The sequence below is a fragment of the Nocardia otitidiscaviarum NBRC 14405 genome, assembly GCF_000308635.1.
Taxonomy (GTDB): domain Bacteria; phylum Actinomycetota; class Actinomycetes; order Mycobacteriales; family Mycobacteriaceae; genus Nocardia; species Nocardia otitidiscaviarum.
In genome coordinates this window covers 216,433-233,014 of record NZ_BAGD01000097.1, presented here as the reverse complement: position 1 = coordinate 233,014, position 16,582 = coordinate 216,433, and the positions used below count along the sequence as shown (strand labels likewise).

At 69.2% G+C, this 16,582-nt stretch carries 15 protein-coding genes; 9 read left to right on the top strand and 6 right to left on the bottom strand.

The features are described from left to right. Positions 1-122: 122 nt before the first annotated feature. From ON31_RS21815 to gatB, 4 genes are read left to right on the top strand one after another with little or no spacing between them, the layout of a single operon-like run. Positions 123-452 (top strand): hypothetical protein, encoded by a 330-nt coding sequence (locus ON31_RS21815; RefSeq protein WP_039816205.1) that lies wholly within the window; start codon positions 123-125, stop codon positions 450-452. A 35-nt stretch (positions 453-487) separates the two neighbouring features. Beyond that, entirely contained in the window at positions 488-1,258 is a 771-nt protein-coding gene (locus ON31_RS21810; protein WP_081592628.1) for an ABC transporter ATP-binding protein, read from the top strand. Beyond that, the gene (locus ON31_RS21805; RefSeq protein WP_039816203.1) at positions 1,255-3,750 is read left to right on the top strand and encodes an ABC transporter permease; all 2,496 of its coding nucleotides are present in this window, start codon (positions 1,255-1,257) and stop codon (positions 3,748-3,750) included. The genes ON31_RS21810 and ON31_RS21805 overlap by 4 nt, the downstream gene beginning before the upstream one ends. A gap of 57 nt (positions 3,751-3,807) precedes the next feature. Further along, the gene (gene gatB / locus ON31_RS21800; protein WP_039816201.1) at positions 3,808-5,322 is read left to right on the top strand and encodes an Asp-tRNA(Asn)/Glu-tRNA(Gln) amidotransferase subunit GatB; all 1,515 of its coding nucleotides are present in this window, start codon (positions 3,808-3,810) and stop codon (positions 5,320-5,322) included. A 17-nt stretch (positions 5,323-5,339) separates the two neighbouring features. Here gatB and ON31_RS21795 read toward each other — a convergent pair whose 3' ends face one another. Continuing rightward, the gene (locus ON31_RS21795) at positions 5,340-6,488 is read right to left on the bottom strand and encodes a PQQ-dependent sugar dehydrogenase (protein WP_039816407.1); all 1,149 of its coding nucleotides are present in this window, start codon (positions 6,486-6,488) and stop codon (positions 5,340-5,342) included. Between the two features lie 131 nt (positions 6,489-6,619). Here ON31_RS21795 and ON31_RS21790 point away from each other — a divergent pair, with 131 nt between their 5' ends. Beyond that, complete coding sequence (locus tag ON31_RS21790) at positions 6,620-7,507, top strand: DoxX family protein (protein ID WP_039816200.1); 888 nt, start codon at positions 6,620-6,622, stop codon at positions 7,505-7,507. Positions 7,508-7,577: 70 nt separating this feature from the next. On the opposite strand, the gene ON31_RS21785 is transcribed toward ON31_RS21790, so the two are convergent. The 3 genes from ON31_RS21785 to ON31_RS35755 form a co-directional block, all read right to left on the bottom strand. Then, complete coding sequence (locus ON31_RS21785) at positions 7,578-7,877, bottom strand: hypothetical protein (RefSeq protein ID WP_039816198.1); 300 nt, start codon at positions 7,875-7,877, stop codon at positions 7,578-7,580. Positions 7,878-7,893: 16 nt separating this feature from the next. Further along, complete coding sequence (gene ilvD / locus ON31_RS21780; RefSeq protein ID WP_039816196.1) at positions 7,894-9,735, bottom strand: dihydroxy-acid dehydratase; 1,842 nt, start codon at positions 9,733-9,735, stop codon at positions 7,894-7,896. Between the two features lie 71 nt (positions 9,736-9,806). After that, positions 9,807-10,637 (bottom strand): PH domain-containing protein, encoded by an 831-nt coding sequence (locus ON31_RS35755; protein ID WP_081592627.1) that lies wholly within the window; start codon positions 10,635-10,637, stop codon positions 9,807-9,809. Positions 10,638-10,928: 291 nt separating this feature from the next. Here ON31_RS35755 and ON31_RS21770 point away from each other — a divergent pair, with 291 nt between their 5' ends. From ON31_RS21770 to ilvC, 3 genes are all read left to right on the top strand, one after another. Continuing rightward, on the top strand, positions 10,929-12,881 hold the full coding sequence (locus ON31_RS21770) for an acetolactate synthase large subunit (RefSeq protein WP_039816195.1): 1,953 nt from the start codon (positions 10,929-10,931) through the stop codon (positions 12,879-12,881). Then, positions 12,878-13,384, top strand: a complete 507-nt coding sequence (gene ilvN / locus ON31_RS21765; protein ID WP_029930140.1) for an acetolactate synthase small subunit — start codon at positions 12,878-12,880, stop codon at positions 13,382-13,384. Before ON31_RS21770 ends, ilvN begins: the two co-directional genes overlap by 4 nt. Positions 13,385-13,532: 148 nt before the next feature. Next, positions 13,533-14,534: a ketol-acid reductoisomerase gene (gene ilvC / locus ON31_RS21760; RefSeq protein ID WP_029930139.1), complete on the top strand. Its 1,002-nt coding sequence runs from the start codon at positions 13,533-13,535 to the stop codon at positions 14,532-14,534. 62 nt (positions 14,535-14,596) lie between these two features. Here ilvC and ON31_RS21755 read toward each other — a convergent pair whose 3' ends face one another. Continuing rightward, complete coding sequence (locus ON31_RS21755; protein WP_174385112.1) at positions 14,597-14,968, bottom strand: hypothetical protein; 372 nt, start codon at positions 14,966-14,968, stop codon at positions 14,597-14,599. A 110-nt stretch (positions 14,969-15,078) separates the two neighbouring features. After that, on the bottom strand, positions 15,079-15,849 hold the full coding sequence (locus ON31_RS21750) for an SDR family NAD(P)-dependent oxidoreductase (RefSeq protein WP_039816190.1): 771 nt from the start codon (positions 15,847-15,849) through the stop codon (positions 15,079-15,081). 122 nt (positions 15,850-15,971) lie between these two features. On the opposite strand from ON31_RS21750, the gene ON31_RS21745 reads away from it, so the two are divergent. Further along, a complete protein-coding gene (locus ON31_RS21745) occupies positions 15,972-16,580 on the top strand; it encodes a TetR/AcrR family transcriptional regulator (protein WP_255222196.1) in 609 nt (202 codons plus the stop codon). Positions 16,581-16,582: the final 2 nt, after the last annotated feature.

The following is a 16,582-nucleotide window of genomic DNA, read 5'->3' as shown; positions in this document are numbered from 1 at the left end:
TCCTTCGTCGAGTGGGCCCGATCTCCTACCCCGGTAGGAGATCGATTCGGGTCCACGGCACGAAGACAGGCACAGAACCTGGTACGTAGCGTGTGGGATATCGAGAACGAAAGGTTGGGGCCATGACTTGGGCAGACCACCGTGCTCGCACGGATATCCTGCACGCCGTACTCGATCGAGCGGCGCGAAATCCGGCTGATCCCAAGCTCTTTCACGGACTGCCGGATGTGGAACGCCTCTTCGGAGGACCCACCGGGGTGCTGCTGGCACTGCGGTACCGCTGGGAGAACCACCTGCACGCGAAGCTCGACAACGCGCTGACGGAGGGAAAATCGGCGGTCGACGTCTATCTCGAACTGGCCTCCGAACAGCCCGCGCTGCGCGCCGTCCTGGACACCTACGACACCGACCACCTGATCGACCGGCCGCGAGACCGCGCACTCGCGAGCTGAGGGCGATCGACGTTATTTCCGACGAGGGGAAGCACATGCTGGAACTGACCGACGTCACCAAGGAGTACCGGGTGGGTGAACAGACGGTACGCGCGCTGGACGGCATCAGCCTGCGTATCGAACCGGGGGAGTTCACCGCCATCATCGGCCCGTCGGGCTCCGGCAAGAGCACCCTGCTGCACATGCTGGGCGCCCTCGATTCCCCTGATTCCGGATCGATCCGCTTCCAGGACGCGGAGATCGGTGGGCTCGACGACGATCGGCAGTCCGAATTCCGCAGGCACCGTGTCGGTTTCGTCTTCCAGTTCTTCAACCTGCTGCCCACGCTGTCGGCCTGGGAGAATGTCGCCATTCCGAAGCTGTTGGACGGCACCGGACTGCGCAAGGCCAAGCCGCGCGCCCTGGAACTGCTGGAGCTGGTGGGACTGGCCGACCGCGCCGAACATCGGCCCGCGGAACTGTCCGGCGGGCAGATGCAGCGCGTGGCGGTGGCGCGGGCGCTCATCATGGACCCGCCGCTGATTCTGGCCGACGAGCCCACCGGCAACCTGGATTCCAAGACCGGGGCGTCCATCCTGGAACTGCTCGGCGACATCACCCGGCAGGGCAACTCCGTGGTCATGGTCACCCACGACATGGGCGCGGTGCGCTATTGCGACCGGCTGATCACCCTGCGGGACGGGAAGATCGGCTCCAACGAACTGGTCGAGCACACCGAGAACGGCGAGGCGCGCACGGTACCGGTGGAACTCACCGCATCGCTGAGCGAGGACGGCTCCGAGCCCGCCGAGGCGGTGCGTCCGTGATACGTGCGGGGTGGGATCGTCTGCGGCTGTTCAATATCGGTGAGCTGCTCGCGCACCGTGGCCGCACCCTCATGTCCATGATCGTGATGGGCGTGTCGGCGGGGCTGCTGGTGTCGGTGTTCAGCATCTCCGGCTCCATCACCGGATCGGTGGACCGACTCGCGCGCAGCCTCTCCGGCGACGCCGTGCTGGAGATCAGCGGTATCACCGACGCCGGATTCGAACAGTCGCTGCTGCAAGAGGTTCGGGGTGTCGCGGGAGTCGGGACCGCGGTCCCCATGCTGCGCGCCCCCATCGGGGCCGATGCGGACCGCGCCCTGCTCATCGGCGCGGATGCCAGCGCCGCCGCCCTGGGCAGCGATCTGGACGGGCCGCTGCGTGAGCAGGCGGCCAAGCTGCCGACCGTCCGCAACGGCGTGCTGGTCGGGACCGGAATGGGATACGCGGAGGGGGAGAGCTTCGATATCGGCGGTACCCCCGTCACCGTCGCCGGGGTGCTCGACGATCCGGCCGCGCGCAAACTCAACGACGGGCACCTGGTGATCACGCTGCTGCCGGTGGCGCAGCAGATCACCGACCGGGCCGGGCGGCTGGACTCCATCCAGATCGTCGCCGCCGCCGATACCGATGTGGCGCAGCTGCGTTCGGCCCTCACCGATGTGGTGGACGGGCGCGCCGTGGTGGCCGATCCCGGCATGCGCGCGGCCCAGGCGGGCAGTGCGGTGCAGGTGGTGACCCTCGCGACGCTGGCCTCCTCGGCCGCCGCGCTCATCGTGTCGTCGTTCCTCATCTACAACGCCATGAGTATGGCGGTGGCGCAACGCCGCCCGATGCTGTCGCTGCTGCGCGCCATCGGCGGCCGCCGTGCGCCCATGGTGCGCGATCTGGTGGCCGAATCCGCGCTGCTGGGGCTGATCGGCGGTCTCGTCGGCGCGGCGGTCGGCGTGTTCATGGGGCGCATCGCCATTCACCGGCTACCCGCGGCCATGCTGAACTCCGTCGAGGCGCGGACCGAATTCATCCTGCCCGGCTACGCCGTGCCGGTCGCCGTCGCGGCCTGCGTGGTGGCCAGCGTCGCCGCCGCCGCGCTGGCCGCGCGCCAGGTGTACAAGGTGGCACCGATCGAGGCCCTGGCCCCGGTGGGAACATCCAGCGCCGACACGACGAACCCGATATTGCGCTGGGGCGCTGTGGCGCTGGGCGCCGCGCTGGTGGTCGGCGCCATCGTCATCGCCAACGCCGATCTGGGCCGGATCTCCATGGCGGCGGTCTCGATGGCCATCGCCGGTGCGGTCATGTTCTGCTTCGCCGCCACCGGACCCATCGTGCGCGGCACCGCCGCCGTCGCACGGCTTTTCGGTGCGCCGGGCGCGTTGGGGGCCACCACCGTGGAACGGGCGCCGCGCCGGGTGTGGGCGACCGCCATGACCGTCATGATCGGCGTCACCGCGGTGGTTGCCATCGGCAATGCCACCCGCAATATGGCCGATTCGGCGTCCGAGAGTTTCGCAGGGCTCGGCACCACCGATGTGTTCATCAGCCCCACCGCCATGGAACAGTTCCCGACCGGGCCGATCCTGCCCGCGGACCTGAAGGAGAAGATCGCCGCCGTTCCCGGGGTGGCGGGTGCGGGATCGGCGCAGATGGCGTTCGCCACCCTCGGCGGCGGCCGAGTGATGTTGCAGGCCTTCGAGGAAGGACAGGGTCGCCAGGCCGCGACGGCCGCGCTGAGCGCGGACACCCTGCGGCGCATGGCCGCCGGTGAGGGCATCGTCGTATCCCGGGATGTGGCACGGACATTGGCGGTGCAGCGCGGGTCCACCCTCGAACTGCCGACGCCCAGCGGGATACACCGGGTCGAGGTGCTGGAGGTGGTGCCGTACTTCTCCGCCATCGCCGGTGTGGTCATCCTGGATCTGGACATCCTGCGCCAGTGGTATCAGCGGCCCGGCGAAACCATCATCGGCGTCGACTTCCTTCCCGACGCCGATCCGGACCGGGTCTTCGCCGCCATCCGCGCCGCGGTGCCCCCGGAGATCCACGTCGACACCGGTCCCGAGGCGGTGGCCGCCATCTCCGCCAGCGTCAGCCAGGGCACCTCGCTGAGCACCTCCATCCTCTGGATCGTGGTGGCCGTCTCCACCATCGCCCTGCTCAACACCCTCATGCTCTCGGTGCTGGAACGCCGCCGCGAACTCGGGGTGCTGCGCGCCATGGGCACCAGCCGCCGCTTCCTGCTCCGCACCGTCCTCACCGAGGCGGCGGGCATCGGGGTGGTGGGCGCGGCCATCGGGCTGGCGGTGGGTGCGGCCGTGCACTACCTCGCCACCATCACCATGTCCAGCAGCCTCTCCCTGGACGTGGAGTATCAGCCCAGCCCGCTGCTGCTCGTCTACGCGGTGGTCGCGCTGCTGCTGGCGCTGCTGGGCTCCATCCCGCCCGCGGTGCGGGCCGCCCGGCTGCCCATCGTGGAGGCCATCGCGGCCGACTGAATCCACCCGCCCACGGTGCGTGAATACCGCCGACCGGCCTTACATAGACTGATCGTCATGAGCGCACCCACGGTGGACTTGATGGACTACGCCGATGTCATCGACCGGTACGAGCCGGTGCTGGGCATGGAGGTGCACGTCGAGCTGGGCACCGCGACCAAGATGTTCTGCGGTTGCCCGACCGAATTCGGTGCGGAGCCGAATACCCAGGTGTGCCCGGTGTGCCTCGGACTGCCCGGTTCGCTGCCCGTCGTCAATCAGAAGGCGGTGGAATCGGCGATCCGGATCGGGTTGGCGCTGAACTGCTCCATCACGCCGTGGGGGCGGTTCGCGCGCAAGAACTACTTCTACCCGGACCAGCCGAAGAACTACCAGATCAGCCAGTACGACGAACCCATCGCCACCGACGGCTACCTCGACGTGGTGCTCGACGACGGCTCCACCTTCCGGGTGGACATCGAGCGGGCGCACATGGAGGAGGACACCGGCAAGTCGGTGCACGTCGGCGGCGCCACCGGCCGCATCCACGGCGCCTCGCACTCGCTGCTGGACTACAACCGCGCGGGCGTGCCGCTCATCGAGATCGTCACCAAGCCCATCACCGGGGCGGGGGAGCGGGCGCCCGAGGTGGCGCGCGCCTACGTCACCGCGCTGCGGGATCTGCTGAAGGCACTGGACGTCTCCGACGTGAAGATGGAGCAGGGCTCGCTGCGCTGTGACGCCAATGTGTCGCTCATGCCCAAGGGCGCGCAGGAGTTCGGCACCCGCACCGAGACCAAGAACGTGAACTCGCTGCGCAGCGTCGAGGTGGCGGTGCGCTACGAGATGCGGCGGCAGGCGGCCGTGCTCGCCGGCGGCGGCACCATCATCCAGGAGACCCGGCACTTCCACGAGACCGACGGTTCCACCTCGTCGGGCCGGGTGAAGGAGACCGCCGAGGACTACCGCTACTTCCCGGAGCCGGACCTGGAGCCCATCGCGCCCGACGCCGCCTGGGTGGAGGAGCTGCGCGGAACCATCCCCGAGTACCCGTGGCTGCGGCGCGCCCGCATCCAGGCCGACTGGGGGCTGTCCGACGAGGTGTTCCGCGACCTGATCAACGCGGGCGCGCTGGATCTCATCATCGCCACCGTCGACGCCGGCTCCTCGGTGGACGCCGCGCGCTCCTGGTGGGTCGCCTACCTCACCGAGAAGGCCAAGGACCGCGGCGTCGCCCTCGAGGATCTGCCCATCACCCCGAAGCAGGTCGCGGAGGTGGCTGGGCTGGTCGAGGCCAAGACCATCAACAACAAGGTCGCCAAGCAGGTCGTCGACTTCGTCCTCGACGGCGAGGGCGAACCCGCCCAGATCGTCGAATCCAAGGGCCTCGGCATGGTCAGCGACGACTCCGCCCTCCAGGCCGAGGTCGACAAGGCCCTCGCCGCCAACCCCGACATCGCCGACAAGATCCGCTCCGGCAAGGTCCAGGCGGCGGGCAAGGTGGTCGGCGACGTCATGAAGGCCACCCGCGGCCAGGCCGACGCCGCCCGCGTCCGCGAGCTGGTCCTGGCCGCCTGCGGCGTCGCCGGGTAGCCGCCGAATACCGAAGATCAGTCCGGTCCGCTGCCCGGTCCACCGGCCGGGGGCGGCACCCGGACCACGCGGTCGTCGAATTCGCCGGGGCTACCGCCCTCACCCTTGTTGACGGTGCCGACCCAGACCGCACCGTCGGGGCCCAGCGCCGCGCCGTTGAGGCGGCCGTAGCGGTCCTGCATGGTCAGCGTGGGGGCCTCGGTGATGGCGTGGGTGGCCGGATCGGCCTTGGCGAAGGCCACCGCCTTGGCGTCGGTCATGGCGATGGCGACGCCGTCGGCGGCGGCCGCGCAGCCCGCCACGCCCGGACGGTCGGGCCACGACCACGCCCTGGTCACGTCACCCTCGGGAGTGACGTGCTGGAGGCGGTCCTCGACGGCGGTGCGGTCGGTGACCCAGATGCTCTGCGGGCCGACGCACACATCACCCGCGATGCCGATACCGGAGACGACCACCTCGGGGACGCTGCTGTTCGGGGACGGATTCGGCACCCGCAGCAGTTTGCCCGCGAGCGAATTCGGATCGTCGGCGGCGGCGGGGTTGCCCGCGTTGCCGGTGAGCACCATCAGGTCCCCGCCCGCGAAATCGATGGCGCCCCGATTGCCGGTCGCGCCCTTGGGGATACCGGTGAGGATCGGCTTCACCGAACCGTCCTCGGACACCCGGATCACCCGATTGTCACTGGGGCCGGTGACGTACAGGTAGTACAGCCCGTCCTCGTAGTAGGACGGTGAGAGCGCGATATCCATGAGCCCGCCGTCCGCGGTGCCGGTGTCGATCTCCTGGTCGATCCGCTGCTCCTTCGCCGGAGGCGGCGGAACCTCGCTGGGACCCACCGGCGGCAACAGGGTCAGCACCTCGAGATCCGTGCGGTCCAACACGATCGAGGTGCCGTCACCCAGGACGACAATCCCGCCCGTGACCCCGAGGCAGGAGATCACCACATTCGGGTCGGGATCGACACACGGCCCGGCGGGGCGCTGCGCCGAGGTGGGCGCCTGCTTGTCGGTCGGGCCGAGATCGGCGTCCTGCCAGGACGGTTCGGGAGTGAACGGGCTCGACGCGGACTCGTCGAAGCGGGCGCACCCGGCCAGCAGCGTCACGCCGACCACGAGACCGACCGCGAGCCTCCCCGCGCGGCCCCTGACTCGCCCTCCGGCAACCAAACTCATGGTGCAGACGTTACGGAAATACCGCCGCGCACGCTCGTACGGGGGTGGTCTGTATGTGAAACATCCGCAGGACACGCCCGCGATCCACCGCGCGTCGGGGGCTCGGGGCGCATACCCTGACCCGCGTGACCGACAAGCCGAACGATCCGTCCACCGCGGCGGGGCAGCCCGAACCCGAGCCCGCGCAGCGGCCGGGGACGCCGGTGCGCAGCCCCTTCGACAGTCCGACCGAGCAGATCGATACGGCCGGGCCGAATCTCACCAAGGAGATTCCCCGCACCGACGAGGACCTGGGTCTCGACCCCGACGTGCCGACGCGCGCGCAGGTGGAGAGCGGCGACACCACCCCGATCGCCGCCGACGCGCCCGCTCCCGGAGTCCCCGCCCCCGGGGCGGACGCACCCTCCTACGCGTTCGCGAGCATCCCCCCGGCCCCGACCTCGCCGGAGAACGGTCGGCTGCGTCGCCGCGACGATCGCCGCGGCACCCTGGACCTCGGTCTGCTGCTGTTGCGCCTGGTGGTCGGCGGCACCTTCATCTACCACGGCCTGCAGAAGCTGACCGGCTGGTTCCACGGGCCCGGCCTGGAGGGCACCCGCGACATGCTCGAACAGGGCGGCTGGGACCAGGCCGACATCGGCGCTGCCTTCCTCATCGTCGGCGAACTCGGCGGCGGCATCCTGCTGGTCCTCGGGCTCGGCACCCCGCTTGCCGCGGGCGCGGTGCTCGCGGTGATCCTGGACGCCTGGCTGTGGAAGCAGGGCATGATCCCCGGTTTCCAGTACAAGGCCGCCGCCAGCGCGGTGGAACTGGAAACCGTGCTCGCGGGCGCGGCCGCCGTCATCATCCTCACCGGCCCCGGACGACTGTCGCTGGACCGCAACCGCGGCTGGGCCACCCGCCCGTTCCTCGGCTCGGTCGCGGCACTGGTCGCCGCGATCGCCGCCGCCATCGGCACCTGGCTGTGGCTGCACGGCGGCAATCCGCTCACCGGCGTCGGCCCGTTCGACTGACGCGGCGAGCCATCGGCGAATACGGCACGGCCCCCGGAACCTTCCGGTTCCGGGGCCGTGCCGTATCAGGTCACCACTCGGCGTGGGTGAACCGCTGCCACTCCTCGAAATTCTCCGAGTGCAGGCGTAGCACCTGCTGGGACTTGGCGTCCACCTGTTCCTCCAGGGCCGCACGCTGGGCGCGGATGTCCTCGGCGTCGCCGGGGGCGGCGGAGTATTCGGCTCCGAACAGCTCCCTGGTCTCGGCGGCGAGTGCCTCGGCCTCGGCGAGCAGTTCCTTCGCCTGCGCGTTGCGCTCGTCGCAGCGATCGAGCATCGCGGTGTATTCGGCCAGCATGGCGTCGACCTTGCCGGTGTATTCGATTGTCACACTTCCCCCTTGCTGACTACGGCACCCGCCGGACTGCACCCTTGTCCGCCGACGTCGCCAGAGCGGCGTAGGCGCGCAGGGCGGTGGTGACCGGACGATCGCGGTCGGCGGGCTGCCACGGCCGTTCGGACGCCTCCATTTTCGCGCGCCGCCGGGCCAGTTCGTCCTCGGAAACGAGTAATTCGAGCGCGCGGGTGTGCACGTCGATACGAATCCGGTCACCGTTCTCGATCAGGCCGATCGCTCCGCCGCTGGCCGCCTCGGGCGAAATATGTCCGATGGACAGACCCGAGGTGCCGCCGGAGAACCGGCCGTCGGTGATGAGCGCGCAGGACTTGCCCAGCCCCGCGCCCTTCAGGAATGCGGTGGGGTGCAGCATCTCCTGCATGCCCGGGCCGCCCGCCGGACCCTCGTAGCGCACCACGACCACGTCACCGGCCTTGATCCGCTTGTTCAGAATGACCGATACGGCCTCCTCCTGGGATTCGACCACCACGGCCGGACCCTCGAAGGTGAACAGGTCCTCGTCGATGCCCGCGGTCTTGAGGATCGCGCCGTCCGGGGCGATATTGCCGCGCAGCACGCACAGCCCGCCCTCCACGGTGTAGGCGTGGGCGATATCGCGGATGCAGCCCTGCTCCTGATCGGTGTCCAGTGACGACCAGCGGTTCTCGGTGGAGAACGGCTCGGTGGTGCGCACCCCGCCCGGTGCGGCGTGGAACAGCTCCACGGCCTCCTCGGATGCCTTGCCGGAGCGGATGTCCCAGGTGTCGAGCCATTCGTCGAACGAGGCGGTGTGCACGGTGGTCACGTCGGTCTCGAGCAGGCCGCCGCGGCGCAGTTCGCCCAGGATGGCCGGAATGCCGCCGGCGCGGTGCACATCCTCCATGTGGTAGTCGGAGTTCGGCGACACCTTGGACAGGCACGGCACCCGCCGCGAGATCTCGTCGATGGTCTGCAGATCGAAGTCGATCTCACCCTCCTGCGCGGCGGCGAGGGTGTGCAGCACGGTGTTGGTGGAGCCGCCCATGGCCACGTCCAGGGCCATGGCATTGCGGAACGCCTTCTCGCCTGCCACGTTTCGCGGCAGCACCGAGGCGTCGTCGTCGCGGTACCAGCGATTGGCGATATCGACGATGACGCGTCCGGCCCGCTCGAACAGCGCCCGGCGGGCCGCGTGGGTGGCCAGGGTGGAGCCATTGCCGGGCAGCGCCAGACCCAGTGCCTCGGTGAGGCAGTTCATGGAGTTGGCGGTGAACATGCCGGAGCAGGAGCCGCAGGTCGGGCAGGCGCTGCGCTCGACCTCGGACAGGCCCTCGTCGCTGACGGCGCTGGAGGCGCTGGCCGCGATGGCGGTGATGAGGTCGGTGGGGGCCTGTGCCACGCCGCCGACCACGACGGCCTTACCGGCCTCCATGGGTCCGCCGGAGACGAAGACGGCCGGGATGTTGAGCCGCATGGCGGCGTTCAGCATGCCCGGAGTGATCTTGTCGCAGTTGGAGATACACACCAGCGCGTCGGCGGTGTGGGCATTGGCCATGTACTCCACCGAATCGGCGATGATCTCGCGCGAGGGCAGCGAGTACAGCATGCCGCCGTGGCCCATGGCGATGCCGTCGTCCACGGCGATGGTGTGGAACTCGCGGGGCACGCCGCCCGCCGCGCGGACCGCCTCGGCCACGATCTCGCCGACGTCCTTGAGGTGCACGTGGCCCGGTACGAACTGGGTGTAGGAGTTCGCGATGGCGACGATCGGCTTGCCGAAGTCGGAGTCGGTGAGACCGGTGGCGCGCCAGAGGGCGCGCGCGCCCGCGGCATTGCGTCCGGCGGTGGTGGTGCGTGAGCGAAGCGGTGGCATTGATGGGTCCTCGGGTCTCGTCGCGGGGGCTGTGGCGACTGCGCCGAATCTGCTTCGGCGGCCAGCCCACGTTACTCCGGCGTTACCGCCCCGCCGCGCCCACCGGTCGTCTCGGCGTCCGCGGCGTCCGCGGTCTCGTCCTCGTCCTCCGGTTCCACGAACGGGTCCGGAATGCGACCGCCGGACGCCTCCACCAGATCGCGCAGCCGGTCGTAGCCGACCGCGGGCAGCTTCACCTCGGAGTCATCGGCGAGGTGCAGCCGCAGGTAGCCGCGCTGGGGGATGCTCAGACCCTTGACCTGATCCCAGTCGATGTGACGTCGGCCGCGCACGGTGCGCAGGTCGAGTCCGTCCGGGGAGATCTTGGTTCGGGTGCGCTCCACCCACACGGCCAGCGCCAGCGGAATCGCGAACAGGATCCACAGCACCTGGGGCCAGCCCGCGAACGGGAACAGCGCGCCCAGCGCCACCACGAACACCGCGAGATGGGCCAGGCGCGGTATCGCGATCACCCGCACGCCGGGATCCGCCAACTCGCCGCGCGTGGCGCGCACGAAGGTGCGGATGCGCCCGAAGTCCACTCCGGGCAGCGGGATCTCACTCCCGTCGGCGAGGGTGGCGTACACGCGATTGAATCCCGGAATGCGGACGCCGGAGATTTGCTGCCACGGCACCCGGCGGGTCCGGAAGAGCCCGCGCACCTCCAGCCCGTTCCCGCTGACCACGGTTTGCAGCCGCGTCAACCAGAGCGGGAAGGTGACCACGAGGGGCACGATGGCGACGGCCGGGATCCACAGCCAGTCGGTGCGGAACCGGATGCTCGGGTAGCCACCCGTGTCCGATCCCGCGGCGGGCGTATGGGACGATCGACCTGGTGGCACGGACTGATGCGGTGATGACACACCCCCATCCTCGCATTGTGGTGATTGAACCCGAACAACCGCTCTGTCTCACATAATGGGACACCATTGGTCAGAAGTTTGACTGAACGGACCACGCGCACTTACCGTCGTGCGCGTGAAACGAATCGAGTTGCTCGTAATCGGCCGGCGCGTCCAGCGCTGAGCCGACGATGTAGCTCCCATACGTCAGCTCGCAGCTGCGACGCGCCACCCTCGAACAGCCATAGGCTGTCGGGGGCTTTTTTGTGTTCAGGCAAGTGTGGTTACGACAAGCAGTAAGGAACCAAGACGGTGAGCGCACCTACCGCCCGGCCCGGGCCCTCGGCCCGCAGGCCCGCGCCCTCGGCTAATCAGCCGACCGCGGCTACCGCCGCGACATCGAATCGCCGCCAGGTCCCGCCCGAGCGGGTCACCGGCGCGCAGTCGGTCGTCCGATCGCTCGAGGAGCTCGGCGCGGACACGGTATTCGGTATTCCGGGCGGTGCGATCCTTCCCGTCTACGACCCGCTGTTCGACAGCACCAAGGTCCGCCACGTCCTGGTCCGGCACGAGCAGGGCGCGGGTCACGCCGCCACCGGCTACGCGCAGGCCACCGGCAAGGTCGGTGTGTGTATGGCCACATCCGGTCCGGGCGCGACCAACCTGGTCACCCCGATCGCCGACGCGCAGATGGACTCGGTGCCGCTGGTCGCCATCACCGGCCAGGTCGGCCGCGGCCTGATCGGCACCGACGCCTTCCAGGAAGCCGATATCTCCGGCATCACCATGCCGGTCACCAAGCACAACTTCCTGGTCACCGATCCCATCGACATCCCGCGCATCATCGCCGAGGCGTTCCACCTGGCCGCCAGCGGCCGCCCCGGCGCGGTGCTGGTGGACATCCCCAAGGACGTGCTGCAGGCGCAGACCACCTTCAGCTGGCCGCCGGAGATGCGGCTGCCCGGCTACCGTCCGGTCACCAAGCCGCACGGCAAGCAGGTGCGCGAGGCCGCCCGCATGATCATGGAGGCCAAGGCCCCCGTACTCTACGTCGGCGGCGGCGTGATCAAGGCCGAGGCGTCGGCCGAGCTGCTGGAACTGGCCGAGCTGACCGGCATCCCGGTGGTCACCACCCTGATGGCGCGCGGCGCGTTCCCCGACTCGCACCAGCTCAACATGGGCATGCCGGGTATGCACGGCACCGTCGGCGCGGTGGCGGCGCTGCAGCGCTCCGACCTGCTCATCACCCTGGGCGCGCGCTTCGACGACCGCGTCACCGGCCAGCTGGACTCCTTCGCACCCGGCGCCAAGGTCATCCACGCCGATATCGACCCGGCCGAGATCGGCAAGAACCGCCACGCGGACGTGCCGATCGTGGGCGACTGCCGCGAGGTCATCACCGAACTCATCGACACCCTGAAGGCCGATCCCGCCGCGAGCGCGAATCCGCTGCTGGACCTGTCGGACTGGTGGACCTACCTGGACGGCGTGCGCAAGCAGTACCCGCTGGGCTGGACCCCGCCCAGCGACGGCTCGCTGTCGCCGGAGTACGTCATCGAGAAGCTGGGCGCACTCGCTGGACCGGACGCCATCTACTGCGCGGGCGTCGGCCAGCACCAGATGTGGGCCGCCCAGTTCATCAAGTACGAGAAGCCGCGCACCTGGCTGAACTCCGGCGGCCTGGGCACCATGGGCTACGCCGTGCCCGCCGCCATGGGCGCGAAGATGGGCGCACCCGACCGCGAGGTGTGGGCCATCGACGGTGACGGCTGCTTCCAGATGACCAATCAGGAACTGGCCACCTGCGCCGTGGAGGGCGTGCCGATCAAGGTCGCGCTCATCAACAACGGCAACCTGGGCATGGTCCGGCAGTGGCAGACCCTGTTCTACGAACAGCGCTACTCCAACACCGACCTGGGCACCCACACCCTGCGCATCCCCGACTTCGTGAAGCTGGCGGAAGCGTTGGGCTGCTACGGCATTCGCGTGGAGCGGGAAGAGGACGTGGAGGCCGCCATCCGCGAGGCGCAGTCCATCAACGACCGCCCCGTGGTGATCGACTTCATCGTCGGCAAGGACGCCCAGGTGTGGCCGATGGTGGCCGCCGGCACGTCCAATGACGAGATCATGGCCGCCCGTGGCATCCGCCCGCTGTTCGACGACGACGAATCCGCCGCCGAGCCCGCGGTCATCCACGAGGCCATGTCGCACGAGAAGGCCACGCTCGCGGCGCATGAGCGGGCGAAGAAGGAGACCGAGCGATGACCACCACCACCCACACCCTCTCCGTGCTGGTGGAGGACAAGCCGGGCGTGCTCGCGCGCGTGGCGAGTCTGTTCTCGCGCCGCGGCTTCAATATCCAGTCGCTCGCGGTCGGCGGGACCGAGATCCCCGAGATCTCGCGCATGACAATCGTTGTGACGGTGGAGGATCTGCCGCTCGAGCAGGTCACCAAGCAGCTCAACAAGCTGGTCAACGTCATCAAGATCGTCGAGCAGGATCAGGAGAGTTCCGTCGCCCGCGAACTCATCCTGGTCAAGGTGCGCGCCGACGCCAGCGTGCGCACCCAGGTGATCGAGGCCGTGAACCTGTTCCGCGCCAAGGTGATCGACGTGTCACCGGACGCGCTGACCATCGAGGCCACCGGCACGCGCTCCAAGCTGGACGCGCTGCTGCGCATGATGGAGCCCTACGGCATCCGCGAGATCGTGCAGTCGGGCGTGGTCGCCGTCGGACGTGGACCCAAGTCCATCACGGCGACTCGCTAGAGTGGTCGCCGATCGACGGTCGGCGTTCCGCTTGTCCCCGCCACCGCGGGGCCGATCCTTTGAAATCCACACCGCGCGCCCCCACGCGCACAACGTTTCCCCGCGCAAGCGGGGGTGATCCTGAAGGGAACCAAAAGTGGCAGTCGAGATGTTCTACGACGATGACGCGGACCTGTCGATCATCCAGGGCAAGAAGGTCGCGGTCATCGGCTACGGCAGCCAGGGCCACGCCCACTCGCTGAGCCTGCGCGACTCCGGCGTCGACGTCCGCGTCGGCCTCGCCGAGGGTTCGAAGTCGCGGCCGAAGGCCGAGGAGGCCGGTCTGACCGTCGGCACTCCGGCCGAGGTCGCCGCCTGGGCCGACGTCATCATGGTGCTGGCCCCCGACACCGCGCAGGCGTCGATCTTCACCAATGACATCGAGCCCAACCTGAAGGACGGCGACGCGCTGTTCTTCGGCCACGGCCTCAACATCCACTTCGGCCTGATCAAGGCTCCGGCCAACGTCACCGTCGCCATGGTCGCCCCGAAGGGCCCGGGCCACCTGGTGCGCCGCCAGTTCGTCGACGGCAAGGGCGTTCCGGCCCTGATCGCGGTCGACCAGGACCCGACCGGTCAGGGCCAGGCCCTCGCGCTGTCCTACGCCAAGGGCATCGGCGGCACCCGCGCGGGCGTCATCAAGACCACCTTCAAGGAAGAGACCGAGACCGACCTGTTCGGTGAGCAGGCCGTGCTCTGCGGTGGTACCGAGGAACTGGTCAAGACCGGTTTCGAGGTCATGGTCGAGGCCGGCTACGCGCCGGAGATGGCCTACTTCGAGGTGCTGCACGAGCTGAAGCTGATCGTCGACCTCATGTACGAGGGCGGCATCGCGCGCATGAACTACTCGGTCTCCGACACCGCCGAGTTCGGTGGCTACCTGTCGGGTCCGCGGGTCATCGACGCGGGCACCAAGGAGCGCATGAAGGAGATCCTGAAGGATATCCAGGACGGCACCTTCGTCAAGCGCCTGGTCGCCAATGTCGAGGGCGGCAACAAGGAGCTCGAGGGTCTGCGCAAGCAGAACGCCGAGCACCCGATCGAGGTCACCGGCGCCAAGCTGCGCGGCCTGATGAGCTGGGTCGATCGCCCGATCACCGAGACCGCGTAAGGTTTTCGCGACACGGAGAAGGCCCGGCCCCGCTCGCGGGTGCCGGGCCTTCTCGTACCTTCCTAGCTGCTTCCGAACACGCCACGAGGGAGTGCGTGCCGGAAGGGGTTGCGGAAGGGGTCGTGACCGCGGTTCCAGTCGTTGTGATCGCAGTCGCGGTCCCAACGATCGTGGTCGCGCCAGCGGTCGTGATCGTGCCAGCGGCCGTGGTCGTGCGGGTTGTCCCACGGATTACGGTTCTCCCACGGGTACCGGGGATCCCAGGGGTTACGGTCCTGCCAGTGCGGGCGGGAGACCTCGGTGACCTCGGGCTCGAGCGTGACCTCGGCCGCGGCCGGAACAGCAAGCGCGGTAAGGGGAATCGCGGTGATCGCACCGGCCACGGCCAGGCGGGCCAGCTTTCGTCGGGCGGAATCGGATGACGTCGACCTCATGGTCAGACACTGTGCCGCACTTCGGCCCGAAACGGTATGGGGCTACCCCCATCTCGGAGAAGATCAGGGACGGACTACGTCTCAGGTATGACCCGCCCCCGAGGCCCGGCTCAGTAGTGGGTGCCGCCGTCGATGCGGATCTCGGTGCCGGTGATGAACGCGCCGTCGTCGGAGGCCAGCATGGCGACCACGCCCGCGACGGTGTCGGGGGAGGCGAAGCCCTGGCCGATGCCGGGGATGAGCTTCATGAACAGGCTCAGGTCGGCGTCCTCGGGCAGGCCAGGTCCGCGGCCGTCGGTCATATCGCTGGATATGGAGCCCGGTGCGACGGCCACCACGCGCAACCCCTGCTTGCTGTACTCTGCGGCCAGCGCGTGGGTCATGGACATGATGCCGCCCTTGGACGCGGCGTACGCCGACATGTAGGGGTGCGCGAAGAACGTCGAGGTGGACGCGAAGTTCACGATCACCTTGTAATCGGAGGCCAGCAGCGTCGGCAGCGCCTCGCGGATCATGAGGAAGGTGCCGGTGAGGTTGGTGGTGATGATCCGGTTCCAGTCGGCGAGGGGCATCTCGTGGGTGTGCGCCGACCGCAGGACGCCCGCGGCGTTGACGAGAACGTCCAGCCCGCCCAGGGTGTCGACGGCCTTGGCGACGCCCGCGCGCACCGATTCCTCGTCGCCGATATCGACGGTGACGGTGGCGAGCCGGTCCGCATGCCCGTGCTCGGCGGCCTGCTTGGCGGTCTCGGCGAGTCCGGCCTCGCTGATATCGGCGGCCACGACCTGCCCGCCCTCGCGCAGAATGCGGTGCACGGTGGCCCGGCCGATGCCCGAACCCGCGCCGGTGATCAGGACACGGCGGTCGGTGAAACGCTCCATTGCGGCAACTCCTCTATGATTCTTCGACCCCACCCGCTTGACACGGTACGCCGTGCTGGCACAACGTGCCACTATGGCATCCGGTGATTAGGATGGACCTATTCGACCTGGAAGGACGCCCCGTGGCAGCACCCGACCGCCTGACCCTGGCCGAGCGCCGCAAGCAGGAAACCCGCCTGGAGATCGCCCGCACCGCGGCGCGGCTGTTCGCCGAACGCGGGACCGCGGAGGTCACCGCCGAGGAGATCGCCGCCGCCGCCGGGGTCGCCCTGCGGACCTTCTACCGCTACGCGCGCACCAAAGAGGATGCCGTCGAACCCATGCTGGCCACCGGCGCGCAACGCTGGTTGGCCATCATCTCCTCCGGCCCGCGGCGACTACCCAAGCTCAACGAGTTACAGGCGGCGGCCGTGCGGTCGATGACCCTCGAGGACGACGCCGATCTCGAACTCACCCGCGGCCTGCTGCGTGCCATGGACAACGACGTGGCACTGCGCGGCATCTGGCATCGCATCAATATGGAGAGCGAACGCGACCTGACCCGGGTGCTGACCGAGTTGGCCGGACCGGACGCGGACCCGCTCCGGGTGCGCCTGCTCGCCGCCGCCGCGGCCGGGGCCATCCGCATCGCGCTGGAGGAATGGGCGCTCGATACCTCGGCGCAGGGGCGCGGCTCGAATCCGGCCTCGCTCGCCGTGCGGTGTATGCGGGCGCTGGCGGGCGGTATCTGACC